The following is a 12,600-nucleotide window of genomic DNA, read 5'->3' as shown; positions in this document are numbered from 1 at the left end:
GAATTACTTACGCAGTTCGACGCGACGGTTTTGAGCCCACGACTGTTCGTCGTTGCCAGTTGCAACTGGACGCTCTTTACCGTAGGAAACCAGTTCCAGTTGGCCTGGAGCAACACCTTGCAGTACCAGGTAGCGTTGAACGGCTTTCGCACGACGCTCGCCCAGTGCCATGTTGTACTCGCGAGTACCACGGGCGTCAGTGTTACCTTCCAGAACAACGCGAGCGCCGTTAGCTTTCAGGTCCTTCGCGTGAACGTCCAGAGCGCGCATGGCTTCTGGCTTCAGGTCAGAACTGTCGTATTCGAAGTAGAAAGTGGTGATAGCGCGCAGAGCAGCTTCTTCGCTCAGGGAGCCGTCAACTGCACCAGTGTTAGCGCCGTAACCAGCGTTTGGATCAACAGCTGCGCCTTCACCGGCGTTGTCGCCGCCTTTAGACGAGCAACCAACGGCTACGGACAGAGCCAGAGCCAGAGCAGCAAACTTACCAAACTTCAGCATTTCCATCGTGAAACTCCTAATGAACCCCAGTGTGTTAAGCAATTCTTTTTGTAGCGCCGCGTCAGTTCAGGTAAGGGGACCAGGATGGTTCTCTGACTTCGCCTTGTGCGGTAGGAAGCGGGAGCCTTACGCGTCCATTAATGGACACGAGCATCAAGACTCCCCGGCCCTGCTGGCGGGTGGCGTAGATTACCATGGTGCCGTTGGGCGCAACAGTGGCTGACTCATCAAGGTTGGTATCTGTGAGGATTTTTACCGTTCCACGCTGCAAATCCTGGGCCGCAACCCGGAAATTAGTGAAACCATCCTGACGGTGAATCATCACCAACGTCTTTTCATCGGCCGAAAGCTTAGGATTGGCATTGTAGTTACCAATAAAGGTCACGCGTTCTGCGCCACCGCCACCTACGCTTGTTTTGTAGATTTGAGGCTTGCCGCCGCGATCGGAGGTGAAGTAGATGGTCGAACCATCCTTACCCCAGAACGGTTCGGTGTTGATACCCGGGCCACTGGTCACACGGCTGATCTGGCGCGAAGCCATGTTCATCACGTAGATGTCCGGGTTGCCATCTTTGGACAGCACGAACGCCAGGCGCGAACCATCCGGCGACCACGCAGGGGCACCGTTGAGGCCTTCAAAGTTGGTGATCTGCTCACGACGACCGGTGTCGATGTGCTGCACGAAAATGCGCGGGCGGCGCTGTTCGAACGACACATAGGCAATACGCTTGCCGTCCGGCGCAAAGCGCGGCGACAGGATTGGCTCACGGGACTGCAGCAAGGTCACGGCGCGGGCGCCGTCGTAGTCCGAACGCTGCAGGGTGTAACGCGTGTTGTCTACGGAGAAACGCTCAGCCGTCACATAAAGCAGACGTGTCGAGAACGCACCCTTGATACCGGTGAGTTTTTCAAACGACTGGTCCGAGATGTAGTGCGCCATGTCCCGCAGCTGTTCGGCGGTGCCCGATACGCTGCCGGTCAGGACCTGCTGCTCGGTGGCCACGTTGAACAACGTGTACTGGATTTGCAGGCGACCGCCGGCCGGCGTAATGCTGCCGACCATCAGGTACTGGGCGCCTACGGCTTTCCAGTCACGGAAGATGACTTCGCTGGCCTGGGTTGGCTGGCTGATCATGTTGCCTTTCGGAATCGGCGCGTAGTAGCCGGAGTTGCGCAGGTCGTCGCTGACGATCTGGGCCATGTCGTCCGGCAGCACGCTGCCGCCCTGCCAGCCAAACGGTACTACCGCGATCGGGGTGGCCCGATCGCTGCCGCTGGTAACCAGGATGTTCTTTTCATCCGCCGCCGCTATCCCTGCCATACAGCAAATAACGACAAGCATTCCTCGAAGAAGGTTTCTCACAAGGCTAGATCCTCAGGTGTGAATGTCATCTTGAATGAACGATAGGGAGCGAAGTCGCTTGGTTTCATTCCCTGCATCTCGGTCAACCGGCCAATATTCTTGACCGCGGCAACCGCCGAACTGTCGAACGAACCGTCACCACTGGACTTGGACACGCTGACCGAAGTCACCGTACCGTCCGGCAACATGCCGATCTGCAGCACTACTGTCATGCCTTTGCGTGCCGAAGGTGGACGTGTCCAACCTTCCGCTGCCCGCGCCCGAATCAGGTCGTCGAAACTGCCAGCGACTTCATCGCCACGTTCATCGGCCAAGGCTTGCTGACGCTGCGGCGTGTCGGAGAGCAAATCTGCCAAGGCCTGGGCCTTTTTCTCTTCGGCGGATTTACGCGCTGCTTCCTGGGCCTTTTTCTTGCTGGCGTCGGCGGCAGCTTTCTTCTTCGCGTCGTCGGCGACTTTTTTCTTCGCCTCGTCTGCTTCAGCTTTTTTCTTGGCGTCTTCGGCGGCTTTCTTCTTCGCGTCTTCGACTATTTTCTTCTTGGCGTCTTCAGCGGCCTTTTTCTTGGCCTCTTCTTCGGCAGCTTTTTTGGCTTCTTCTTCAGACTTCTTCTTGGCTATATCAGCCAATTGTTTCTCTTCAGCCTTTTTAGCTTCGGCAGCTTTGTCGGCTTTCTTGGCTTCATCAGCCTTTTTGGCCTCGTCAGCTTTCTTGGCTTCGTCAGCCTTTTTCGATTCCTCGGCCTTTTGAGCCGCCTCTTCTTTCTTTTGTTCCGCAGCAGCCTTCACCGCTTCCTGCTCGACCTTCTTCTGTTCCATCTGCTCGACTTCAGTCTGGCGCGCAGCCGACTTCTGGGCCTCACCCGCAATCTTCTGATTGGTCTGGGTGGTGGCCTGACTTTTCGATTTCAGCTGATACAGGGTCGCCTGCACGATCGGCTTGGCTGGCGGCAGGTCCGGGGTCATGGCAAAGCTGACGAACAGCATGCCAAACACCAGGACGTGCAGGGCAATTGCCCAGACGCTAGGCCAGAAGTAGCTTTCCGAGGCGGACGGCTCTCGCTGTTGCTGCATCAGGGCGCCTCGGTAATCAAGCCAACGTTACCCACGCCGGCCTTCTGCAGCCCGCCCATGGCGCCCATGACGGAGCCATAGTCGACCACTTTGTCGCCGCGAATGAACACCTGCGTGTGCTTGCCGCCTTCGTTGCCGGACCGGATGATCTTGGTCACGGCGTCCGTCATCTGCGGCAAGGTCATGGCCTTGTCCTGCTGTTTCTGGGTGTCGACTTCGCTGCCAAGGTTCCAGTAATAGGTCTTGTCAGCCTTGATCGAAATGGTCAGGACCTGAGTGTTGTTGTCTTGCGGCAAGGCTTCGCTGGAAACCTTGGGCAGATCAACCTTCACGCCCTGATTGAGCATCGGCGCGGTCACCATGAAGATAACCAGCAGCACCAGCATCACGTCGATGTAAGGCACTACGTTCATCTCGGCGACCGGCTTGCGCTTTTTGCGAGCTCGAGCGATTAAAGCCATTGGAAATTACCTGCTTATTCTTCGCTGGTGTGCACTTTACGGTGCAGGATCGCCTGGAATTCATCGGCGAAGGTGTAGTAACGGCTGATCAAGGTTTCGCCACGGGCGGCAAAACGGTTGTAAGCAATTACTGCGGGAATAGCGGCGAACAGGCCGATCGCAGTGGCGATCAAGGCCTCAGCGATACCCGGGGCCACGGTGGCCAGGGTCGCTTGTTGCGCCTGGGCCAGGCCACGGAAGGAGTTCATGATGCCCCACACGGTACCGAACAGGCCGATGTACGGGCTCACGGAGCCTACAGTGGCGAGGAACGGCAAGCTTTGCTCAAGCTTTTCTTCTTCGCGGGAGATGGCAACGCGCATGGCACGGGCCACACCTTCCATGACCGCTTCCGGGTCAACGCCCGGTTGCTGGCGCAGGCGCGAGAATTCCTTGAAGCCGGCGCGGAAGATCTGCTCTACGCCCGAATCAGGGTCCGGGTTGCTACCGGCCTGACGGTACAGCTTGGACAGGTCGATACCCGACCAGAAGCGCTCCTCGAAGCTCTCCAGGGCACGTCGACCGGCACGCAGCAGGTTGCTGCGCTGAAAAATCATGACCCAAGAGGTAACCGATGCGGCTACCAGGACCAGCATCACCAGTTGAACCACGACACTGGCATTGCTGACCAGGCTCCACATGGAGGAATGGTCGACGACGGTAGGTTCCACGCTAAATCTCCTGCTTTGATTGTTTACCCGCGCCGCTTACGCCGGCAAAGGCCGCACGTAGAGCTTCGGGAATGGCCCGGGGTTTCAAACTATTGGTGCGCACACAGGCCACCAGGAACTGCCCCTCACAGAGCAGCGTTGCATCCGTTGCCCGCCTGACCTGCTGTTTAAAGCGCAGGCTGACACGGTTCAATTCGATAACTTCAGCGCTGACCAGCAATTCGTCGTCCAGTCGCGCCGGTGCGTGGTAGCGCGCCTCGCTGGAATGCACGACGAATAACAGGTCCTCCCCTGCCAGCTGGGATTGGGCAAAGCCCAGCTCCCGTAGCCGCTCGGTTCGAGCCCGCTCCATGAACTTGAGGTAGTTGACGTAATAAACGATACCGCCGGCATCGGTGTCCTCGTAATAAACGCGACAGCGATGTGCGAACGACTGATCCCCGTTTTGCGCGCGCATACTCTAGTGCTTACTCCTCAGGTTGCCAATCCGGCTGGGCAACTGTTTTTGCATTCTATTCAGCATTTCTAACGACTGAATGACGACACCAGCCACTAGGACAGCACAAACTTCAGATAAATCGTCTGGCGTGGTGTTATTAATCGTCCACTGCATCGAGGAATTCGTCTACTACAGGCATCTCGCCCAATCGTGACGGAATGTTTAACCCGAAGTGCAAATACGCGTGGCGCGTGACCACGCGGCCCCTTGGCGTACGCATGATGTAACCTTGCTGGATCAGGTAGGGCTCCAGCACATCCTCAATGGTATGGCGCTCTTCACTGATCGCCGCGGCCAGGCTGTCCACGCCGACCGGACCGCCGTCGAACTTCTCGATCATGGTCAAGAGTAGACGTCGATCCTGATGGTCGAAGCCGTGCTCGTCCACATCCAGCAGGTTCAAGGCCAAATCCGCCACGGCTTTGGTGATATGCCCCTTGGCCCGCACTTCGGCAAAATCGCGCACACGACGCAGCAAGCGGTTGGCGATACGCGGCGTGCCACGGGCGCGGCGGGCGATTTCGAACGCACCTTCCGGGTCCAGCGGCAACCCCAGAATGCCCGCCGAACGGCTGACAATCGTCGCCAGATCCGCCGTGCTATAGAACTCTAGACGTTGAACAATGCCGAAACGGTCTCGCAGCGGGTTGGTCAACATCCCGGCACGTGTGGTGGCGCCGACCAGCGTGAACGGCGGCAAGTCGAGCTTGATCGAGCGAGCGGCCGGGCCTTCGCCGATCATGATGTCGAGCTGAAAGTCCTCCATCGCCGGGTACAGCACTTCCTCGACGATCGGCGAGAGCCGGTGAATCTCGTCGATAAACAGCACGTCGTGCGGCTCAAGGTTGGTCAGCAGCGCGGCCAGGTCGCCCGGACGCTCCAGCACCGGCCCGGAGGTGGACTTGATCGACACGCCCATCTCCTGGGCGATGATCATCGCCAGGGTGGTCTTGCCCAGGCCCGGCGGACCGAAGATCAGCGTATGGTCAAGGGACTCGTTGCGCCCGCGCGCCGCCTGGATAAACAACTCCATCTGCTCGCGCACGGTCGGCTGGCCGATATAGTCGGCAAGGCTGACGGGGCGAATGGCGCGGTCCTGGACTTCTTCTCGGTCGCGCGGGCCGGTGGCCGCGATCAGACGATCAGCTTCAATCACTTAAATCATTCCCTTCAGGGCTCGGCGGATCATGTCTTCGCTGCTCAGGTTCTTGTCCTTGATGGCCGATACGGCTTTGCTGGCCTCCTGGGGTTTGTAGCCCAGGGAAATCAGCGCGCTGACGGCATCGCTTTCGGCACTGGCGACTTGGCCGGCCGGCATGTCCGGCTGGTTCGGTACCAGGGCAAACATGTTCGGCACTACTTCCCAGGCCTTGAAACGGTCCTTGAGTTCGACCAGCAGGCGCTCGGCGGTTTTTTTGCCGACACCGGGCACCTTGGTCAACGCTGACGTGTCCTGGGCCGACACGGCGCGCACCAGTTCGTCCACTTCCAGGCTCGACATCAACGCCAGCGCCAGCTTTGGCCCTACGCCATTGAGGCGAATCAGCTCACGGAAGAAGTCGCGGTCACGCTTGCCAATGAAACCATAGAGCAATTGCGCATCTTCGCGCACCACCAAATGGGTGTGCAGGGTAATCGGCTCGCCAATCGAGGGCAGGCGATACAGGGTGGTCATGGGCACTTCCAGCTCATACCCCAACCCATTTACATCCAGAATCAGGTGCGGCGGCTGTTTCTCAGCCAGGGTGCCGCGCAAGCGTCCAATCACGGTTCAGATCCTTAAAGCTTGGGGTCAGAACACGGCCTGACCGGAAATTACGATTGCGCTGATGCTATCAGAGACGCAGCCGCCCGCCACGACTGCGTGCAGTGCCCAGGCCATGTGGCAAGAGGCTGGAGCGCGTATGCGCATGGCAAATGGCAATGGCCAGGGCGTCGGAGGCGTCGATTTGCGGCTTTGAGGTGAGCTTGAGCATGTGCATGACCATCATCTGCACCTGCTCTTTATTCGCCGCGCCGGTGCCGACCACCGCCTGCTTGACCTGGGTCGCGGTGTATTCGGCGATTTCCATGCCCTCCTCCGCACCGGCCACAATAGCAGCGCCACGGGCCTGGCCGAGCTTTAAGGCAGAATCGGCGTTTTTGGCCATGAAGACTTTTTCGATGCCCATGGTGACCGGCCCGTAGGTCTGGATCACTTCACGCACGCCGCGATACACAATTTGCAGGCGCTCGGCCAACTCACCCGCGCCGGTGCGGATGCAGCCGGAGGCGACGTAGATGCAGCCACGCGGAGTGTGTTGCACCACGCCAAAACCGGTGATGCGCGAACCGGGGTCGATACCAAGGATTAAAGTCATAACGCCTGCGGGTTGGGTAAACACATTTTCTTATACAGAGAAGATCCAATGTGGGAGCGGGCTTGCTCGCGAAAGCGATCTGTCAGTCAGTATATGAGTTGACTGAAACACCGCTTTCGCGAGCAAGCCCGCTCCCACATTTTGATCTACATCATCCCTCAGACTAGCTGTGCTGCCACTTCTTCCGGGATGTCGGCATTCGAGTAGACGTTCTGCACATCATCCAGGTCTTCGAGCATGTCCAGCATCTTCAGTACTTTCTGTGCACCGTCCAGGTCCAGCTCGGCGCTGGTGGTGGGCAGCATCACGATTTCCGCGTCGGTGCCTTTGAAACCAGCGGCTTCCAGCGCGTTACGTACCGCATAGAAGCCGGCAAACGAGGTGAACACGTCGATGGAACCGTCTTCGTTGGTTACCACGTCGTCGGCGTCCGCCTCCATCGCGGCTTCCATCAAGGCGTCTTCATCGGTGCCAGGCGCAAACGTGATCTGCCCTTTGCGCTCGAACAGATAAGCCACCGAGCCATCGGTGCCCAGGTTGCCGCCACATTTACTGAAGGCATGGCGCACGGCCGCCGCCGTGCGGTTGCGGTTGTCGGTCATGCACTCGACCATCACCGCCACGCCGCCCGGGCCGTAGCCTTCGTAGCTCAGCTCGACCATGTCGTCGGTGTCGGCAGCGCCGGCACCACGGGCCACGGCGCGATCGATGATGTCGCGGCTCATGTTTGCGCCCAAGGCCTTGTCCAGCGCCAGGCGCAGACGCGGGTTGGAACCTGGGTCACCACCGCCTTGGCGGGCGGCGACAGTCAGTTCGCGAATCCACTTGGTGAAGATCTTGCCTTTCTTGGCATCCTGACGCTCTTTGCGGTGCTTGATGTTCGCCCACTTGGAATGGCCAGCCATAACACAACTCCGAAATTCTCTAGAAACCTTATCAATCCCGCCCCAGGCAGGAATTCCCTCTTTTAAACGCAAAGGCGCATCCGAAGATGCGCCTTTTTGACTGCGTAAAACCTTATTGCGCTTTCACGCCGCAGCCTTACTCAGCCTTCGGCGCCTCGCGCAGACGGATGTGCAGTTCGCGCAACGCCTTGGCATCCACTACGCCCGGCGCCTGGGTCATGACGTCCGCAGCACTCTGGGTTTTCGGGAAGGCGATCACTTCACGGATCGACTGGGCGCCGGTCATCAGCATCACCAGACGGTCCAGGCCGAACGCCAAGCCACCGTGCGGCGGCGCACCGTACTTGAGGGCGTCGAGCAGGAAGCCGAACTTCTCTTCCTGTTCCGCTTCGTTGATGCCCAACAGGCGGAACACCGCTTGCTGCATCTCTTTGCGGTGAATACGGATCGAACCGCCACCCAGCTCGGTGCCGTTGAGCACCATGTCGTAGGCGCGCGACAGAGCACCGGCCGGGTTGGCTTCCAACTCTTCAGGCGAGCACTTCGGCGCGGTGAACGGGTGGTGCAAGGCGCTGAAGCTGCCGTCGTCGTTCTCTTCGAACATCGGGAAGTCGATGACCCACATCGGTGCCCACTTGCAGGTCAGCAGGTCCAGGTCGTGACCGAGCTTGATGCGCAGCGCGCCCAGGGCCTCGCTGACGATCTTGGCCTTGTCGGCACCAAAGAACACGATGTCGCCATCGACTGCACCGACGCGGTCCAGGATCGCGTTGAGGTTGTCCAACGGAATGTTTTTGACGATCGGCGATTGCAGGCCGTCAACGCCATTGGCGCGCTCGTTGACCTTGATGTACGCCAGGCCTTTGGCACCGTAGATGCCGACAAACTTGGTGTAGTCGTCGATCTGCTTGCGCGGCATGCTCGCGCCGCCAGGCACGCGCAGGGCGGCGATGCGGCATTTAGGGTCGTTGGCCGGGCCGCTGAATACCTTGAAGTCGACTGCTTTGAGCTGGTCGGCCACGTCCACCAGTTCCAGCGGGTTACGCAGGTCTGGCTTGTCGGAACCGTAACGGCGCATGGCTTCTTCGAAGGTCATGTGCGGGAATTCGCCGAACTCCAGGTCCAGCACTTCCTTGAACAGGTTGCGGATCATTTGCTCGGTCAGGCCCATGATCTCTTTTTCATCGAGGAAGCTGGTCTCGATGTCGATCTGGGTGAATTCAGGCTGGCGGTCAGCGCGCAGGTCTTCGTCACGGAAGCACTTGGCGATCTGGTAGTAACGGTCGAAGCCGGCAACCATCAGCAGTTGTTTGAACAGCTGCGGCGATTGCGGCAATGCGAAGAACGAACCGGCGTGGGTACGGCTTGGCACCAGGTAGTCACGCGCGCCTTCCGGGGTGGCCCGGGTCAGGATCGGCGTTTCGACGTCGAGGAAGCCGTTTTCGTCGAGGAAGCGGCGGATGCTGGTGGTCATGCGCGAACGCAGGCGCAGCTTCTCGGCCATTTCCGGACGACGCAGGTCCAGGAAGCGGTAGCGCAGGCGAGTTTCTTCGCCCACGTCGGAGTATTCGTTGAGTGGGAACGGCGGGGTTTCCGACTCGTTCAGCACTTCCAGCTCATAACCCAGCACTTCGATGGCGCCGGAGGCCATGTTGGCGTTTACAGCACCGGCCGGGCGCAGGCGCACCTTGCCGGTGATTTTAACGACGTATTCGCTGCGCACGCGGTCGGCGGCGGCGAAGCTCTCGGCGCGGTCCGGGTCGAACACCACTTGGGCCAGACCATCACGATCACGGATATCGAGGAAAATGACCCCGCCGTGGTCGCGGCGACGGTGAACCCATCCGCAAAGGGTGATTTCCTGACCATCCAGGGTCTCGTTCAGTTGGCCGCAATAGTGGCTGCGCATCATGGTAGTGGTTTCACTTCTCGTAATTCGAAATTCGATGGAGGCTCGCCTCGTCACCGTACAGTTAAGCAGGGGACGGATAATGCAGGAGCCTGCGCGTAGAGTTCAACTCAGTCTGCTTTGTCGCCGCCCGCCAGATTCTTCTTGGCGCCGGTCTTGAAGTCGGTCTCATACCAGCCGCCGCCGCTCAGGCGGAAGCCCGGCATGGACAACATCTTCTTCAGCTCAGGTGCCTGGCAGGCTGGGCAATCGACCAGCGGCGCGGCGCTGATCTTCTGAATGGCTTCCAACTGATGACCACAGGAAGCACATTGATAGTCGTACATGGGCATGGAGATGTCTCGGCGATCAGATCGTAACTGCACCACGCCCACCCTGTGGATAAGCCAGGGACGCGCAGCAAAGCGCGGGATTATATCTGGTAAATCGACACAGTGCAGCCGGCTTTCTGCCCGAAGCCCGGCCCGCCTTGACGGCGGGCCGCTTCGTAACCGGCGGTTTAATCCAGGCCCGTGGCGCTGGCGCGATCTTTTAATACGTGGACCACGCACACGACCCGCACCAGCCCGCTGAAGTTCTTCACTCCCCCGTAACGCAAATGCACTTCCCGATCGACGTACGACAACAACGCGCTGACTGAACAGGCATTGATCCTGGCTATCTCCGTGAGGATATTCCAATAGATCTGCTCCAGACGCAGGCAGGTGGAAAACCCGTTGAGCCTGACCGACCGGGACAATGGCTTGGCCAGTCCCATGTCGAACCCTTTGGCAAAGGGGTCGACCTTTATCTTGTGAAAACCAGTGGTCTCCATCACTCCATTACCCACTCCGCGTGACATACACCTGACACTCCATTGCCAAACAGCAGCCCATGGGTTTCTCCCATTGGGCAGTGAGCCTATAAAACAGCAGGGCGAGTGGGGCAGCCAGAAGACGCGGATTGGAAAGTTGTAGGACAACGCCAGGAAGTGCGGAGAAACAAGCGAGCGGCGCCAGGGAGGCGCCACTCAGGGGGTGCTTTTACTGGTTCTCAAGCAAGGAACGCAGCATCCACGCGGTTTTCTCGTGAACTTGCATGCGCTGGGTCAACAGGTCGGCGGTCGGCTCGTCGCTGACCTTGTCGAGCAACGGGAAAATGCCGCGTGCGGTGCGCGTGACGGCTTCCTGGCCGGCCACCAGTTGCTTGATCATCTCTTCGGCGCTGGGCACGCCCTCTTCTTCCTTGATCGAAGACAGCCGCGCATAGATCGAATAGGCACCCGGCGCCGGAAAGCCCAGGGCGCGGATACGCTCGGCAATGGAGTCCACCGCCAGCGCGAGTTCGTTGTACTGCTCCTCGAACATCAAGTGCAGCGTACGAAACATGGGGCCCGTGACGTTCCAGTGGAAGTTGTGGGTTTTCAAATACAGTACATAGGTATCGGACAGCAGCCGTGAAAGCCCATCGACGATGGATTTACGGTCTTCTTCACTGATACCAATATCGATTGCCATGTCTTTCCCCTTCAATTGACGAACATTCATTGATCAGGTGCAGGTCCACTCTAGCAAGAGTGCCGGCGGTGTGCAGCCAGGCACACGCAGGCAGCGTGCGACATATCGCCCCTCTCCACATCTGCGCCTGTCAGCGACGGGCTAACCTGTGTGACGAGTCGCGAAACGCTGAAATTACCGCTCGCAACGCCCGCCAGTGTCTAGGACAAGCGTTTGACGCAGAAATGCCATGGCGCTGGCAACACCCCGAAATGCTTGATTTGAGTAGGCACAGCCTTTGCTGTTAAATAGACGGCGTGTGGTTGCCGTTTATTTCTGCGGCGCACCACATAGGCTGATACCCGCGCACGTGCCCAACGCCTCCCATTGTTCAGAAGCGAACCGTGCCAGTCAGCTCTTCCTTGTGATCCGTCTTAACGTGAGTTAATCAAAATGTTGAAAATCGTCCACCTCCTGACGGGCGTTGCAGCGTTGCTGCTGTCCTTTATTCCGAGTCTGCAGCCTGAAAGCCTGCCGTACCTGGAACAACACGACGCCCTGTACCTGGCCTTGTTCGGCCTTCTTAACCTGACGCTCGCACCGGTAATCCCTTACTGGAACAAAGGCACGCGTCATCAACTGCAAAACCTGGTCAGCGCGCTGTTGGTACTGACCGTTGTCGTGCAAACCCTCACCCTCCTGGCACCTATGCCTGAAGTGGGCGGCCACCCGGCCATCCTGCTCAGCCTGGTGATTGCTGTGGTCGCCATCGTTCTTCACCTGGCCATCAGCTTCTACCGTTCGTCGCCTGCCGCGGCGTCGCAAAACTACGACATGACCAACCGGGATACCGGGACCGTCAAGTGGTTCAACACCTCCAAAGGCTTCGGCTTTATTTCCCGCGATTCGGGCGACGATATCTTCGTCCACTTCCGGGCCATCCGTGGCGAAGGCCATCGCGTACTGGTCGAAGGCCAGCGCGTGGAGTTCTCCGTCATGAACCGCGACAAAGGCCTGCAAGCCGAAGACGTGATTGCGGCCTTGCCGCGTCGCTGACACCTACCCGCAGCGCATAAAAAAACCGCGATCCGGCTGAGCTGGATCGCGGTTTTTTATGCACGGCTATTTAACCAAGGCCACTTAATAATGTGGCGGCGGCGCTTCTTCTTCGGAGGTCTCGAACTGCCCGCCCATTTCTTCCTGGCGCTTGAGCAGCGCCGTCATCTGCATTTGCAGGCGCTCCACCGCACGCTGCTGGGTGACCAGGATGTCATTGAGGGTCTCGATGGTGTCGTCCTGGAAGGCCAGGCGGCTTTCCAGATCGGTAACGCGGTCTTGCAGGTCCATGAT

At 58.9% G+C, this 12,600-nt stretch carries 16 protein-coding genes; 1 reads left to right on the top strand and 15 read right to left on the bottom strand.

Annotated elements, in window-relative coordinates; all coding sequences use genetic code 11:
• Positions 1-3 precede the first annotated feature (3 nt).
• The 14 genes from pal to FFI16_RS02680 all read right to left on the bottom strand — a co-directional run bounded on the left by pal (position 4) and on the right by FFI16_RS02680 (position 11,271).
• On the bottom strand, positions 4-504 hold the full coding sequence (gene pal, locus FFI16_RS02750) for a peptidoglycan-associated lipoprotein Pal (RefSeq protein ID WP_003193861.1): 501 nt from the start codon (positions 502-504) through the stop codon (positions 4-6).
• Between the two features lie 55 nt (positions 505-559).
• A complete protein-coding gene (gene tolB, locus FFI16_RS02745; RefSeq protein ID WP_032865998.1) occupies positions 560-1,840 on the bottom strand; it encodes a Tol-Pal system beta propeller repeat protein TolB in 1,281 nt (426 codons plus the stop codon).
• A 17-nt stretch (positions 1,841-1,857) separates the two neighbouring features.
• On the bottom strand, positions 1,858-2,931 hold the full coding sequence (tolA, locus tag FFI16_RS02740; RefSeq protein ID WP_017139816.1) for a cell envelope integrity protein TolA: 1,074 nt from the start codon (positions 2,929-2,931) through the stop codon (positions 1,858-1,860).
• On the bottom strand, positions 2,931-3,383 hold the full coding sequence (tolR, locus tag FFI16_RS02735) for a protein TolR (protein ID WP_161630238.1): 453 nt from the start codon (positions 3,381-3,383) through the stop codon (positions 2,931-2,933). Before tolR ends, tolA begins: the two co-directional genes overlap by 1 nt.
• Before the next feature lie 23 nt (positions 3,384-3,406).
• On the bottom strand, positions 3,407-4,102 hold the full coding sequence (gene tolQ, locus FFI16_RS02730; protein WP_003209819.1) for a protein TolQ: 696 nt from the start codon (positions 4,100-4,102) through the stop codon (positions 3,407-3,409).
• A gap of 1 nt (position 4,103) precedes the next feature.
• Entirely contained in the window at positions 4,104-4,559 is a 456-nt protein-coding gene (gene ybgC / locus FFI16_RS02725; RefSeq protein ID WP_071484353.1) for a tol-pal system-associated acyl-CoA thioesterase, read from the bottom strand.
• A gap of 139 nt (positions 4,560-4,698) precedes the next feature.
• Positions 4,699-5,757 carry a Holliday junction branch migration DNA helicase RuvB gene (gene ruvB / locus FFI16_RS02720; RefSeq protein ID WP_017139814.1) on the bottom strand — a complete coding sequence of 353 codons (1,059 nt, stop codon included), beginning with the start codon at positions 5,755-5,757 and terminating at the stop codon, positions 4,699-4,701.
• Positions 5,758-6,369, bottom strand: coding sequence for a Holliday junction branch migration protein RuvA (gene ruvA / locus FFI16_RS02715; RefSeq protein WP_056858571.1), 612 nt, complete (start codon positions 6,367-6,369; stop codon positions 5,758-5,760). It lies immediately after the preceding gene.
• A gap of 67 nt (positions 6,370-6,436) precedes the next feature.
• A complete protein-coding gene (ruvC, locus tag FFI16_RS02710) occupies positions 6,437-6,961 on the bottom strand; it encodes a crossover junction endodeoxyribonuclease RuvC (RefSeq protein WP_032862494.1) in 525 nt (174 codons plus the stop codon).
• Between the two features lie 158 nt (positions 6,962-7,119).
• Positions 7,120-7,866 (bottom strand): YebC/PmpR family DNA-binding transcriptional regulator, encoded by a 747-nt coding sequence (locus tag FFI16_RS02700; protein WP_058422739.1) that lies wholly within the window; start codon positions 7,864-7,866, stop codon positions 7,120-7,122.
• Between the two features lie 136 nt (positions 7,867-8,002).
• Entirely contained in the window at positions 8,003-9,778 is a 1,776-nt protein-coding gene (gene aspS / locus FFI16_RS02695; protein WP_138814045.1) for an aspartate--tRNA ligase, read from the bottom strand.
• Between the two features lie 107 nt (positions 9,779-9,885).
• Entirely contained in the window at positions 9,886-10,107 is a 222-nt protein-coding gene (locus FFI16_RS02690) for an FmdB family zinc ribbon protein (RefSeq protein WP_017139808.1), read from the bottom strand.
• Between the two features lie 167 nt (positions 10,108-10,274).
• The gene (locus FFI16_RS02685) at positions 10,275-10,616 is read right to left on the bottom strand and encodes a ribbon-helix-helix domain-containing protein (protein WP_138814044.1); all 342 of its coding nucleotides are present in this window, start codon (positions 10,614-10,616) and stop codon (positions 10,275-10,277) included.
• Positions 10,617-10,797: 181 nt separating this feature from the next.
• A complete protein-coding gene (locus tag FFI16_RS02680; RefSeq protein ID WP_003193874.1) occupies positions 10,798-11,271 on the bottom strand; it encodes a Dps family protein in 474 nt (157 codons plus the stop codon).
• Between the two features lie 432 nt (positions 11,272-11,703).
• On the opposite strand from FFI16_RS02680, the gene FFI16_RS30770 reads away from it, so the two are divergent.
• Positions 11,704-12,306 (top strand): cold-shock protein, encoded by a 603-nt coding sequence (locus tag FFI16_RS30770; RefSeq protein ID WP_003193875.1) that lies wholly within the window; start codon positions 11,704-11,706, stop codon positions 12,304-12,306.
• Between the two features lie 84 nt (positions 12,307-12,390).
• Here FFI16_RS30770 and FFI16_RS02670 read toward each other — a convergent pair whose 3' ends face one another.
• Entirely contained in the window at positions 12,391-12,597 is a 207-nt protein-coding gene (locus FFI16_RS02670; RefSeq protein ID WP_017139805.1) for a SlyX family protein, read from the bottom strand.
• Positions 12,598-12,600 lie beyond the last annotated feature (3 nt).

The organism is Pseudomonas sp. KBS0710 (assembly GCF_005938045.2).
In the GTDB taxonomy this organism is placed as follows: domain Bacteria; phylum Pseudomonadota; class Gammaproteobacteria; order Pseudomonadales; family Pseudomonadaceae; genus Aquipseudomonas.
This window is presented reverse-complemented; position numbering and strand designations above follow the sequence as displayed.

Bases quoted from the DNA above. Each gene is read 5' to 3' on its own strand.
- pal (WP_003193861.1), bottom strand. From the start codon at position 504: ATGGAAATGCTGAAGTTTGGTAAGTTTGCTGCTCTGGCTCTGGCTCTG.
- tolB (WP_032865998.1), bottom strand. From the start codon at position 1,840: ATGCTTGTCGTTATTTGCTGTATGGCAGGGATAGCGGCGGCGGATGAA.
- tolA (WP_017139816.1), bottom strand. From the start codon at position 2,931: ATGCAGCAACAGCGAGAGCCGTCCGCCTCGGAAAGCTACTTCTGGCCT.
- ybgC (WP_071484353.1), bottom strand. From the start codon at position 4,559: ATGCGCGCGCAAAACGGGGATCAGTCGTTCGCACATCGCTGTCGCGTT.
- ruvC (WP_032862494.1), bottom strand. From the start codon at position 6,961: ATGACTTTAATCCTTGGTATCGACCCCGGTTCGCGCATCACCGGTTTT.
- FFI16_RS02700 (WP_058422739.1), bottom strand. From the start codon at position 7,866: ATGGCTGGCCATTCCAAGTGGGCGAACATCAAGCACCGCAAAGAGCGT.
- aspS (WP_138814045.1), bottom strand. From the start codon at position 9,778: ATGATGCGCAGCCACTATTGCGGCCAACTGAACGAGACCCTGGATGGT.
- FFI16_RS02690 (WP_017139808.1), bottom strand. From the start codon at position 10,107: ATGCCCATGTACGACTATCAATGTGCTTCCTGTGGTCATCAGTTGGAA.
- FFI16_RS02685 (WP_138814044.1), bottom strand. From the start codon at position 10,616: ATGTCACGCGGAGTGGGTAATGGAGTGATGGAGACCACTGGTTTTCAC.
- FFI16_RS02680 (WP_003193874.1), bottom strand. From the start codon at position 11,271: ATGGCAATCGATATTGGTATCAGTGAAGAAGACCGTAAATCCATCGTC.
- FFI16_RS30770 (WP_003193875.1), top strand. From the start codon at position 11,704: ATGTTGAAAATCGTCCACCTCCTGACGGGCGTTGCAGCGTTGCTGCTG.
- FFI16_RS02670 (WP_017139805.1), bottom strand. From the start codon at position 12,597: ATGGACCTGCAAGACCGCGTTACCGATCTGGAAAGCCGCCTGGCCTTC.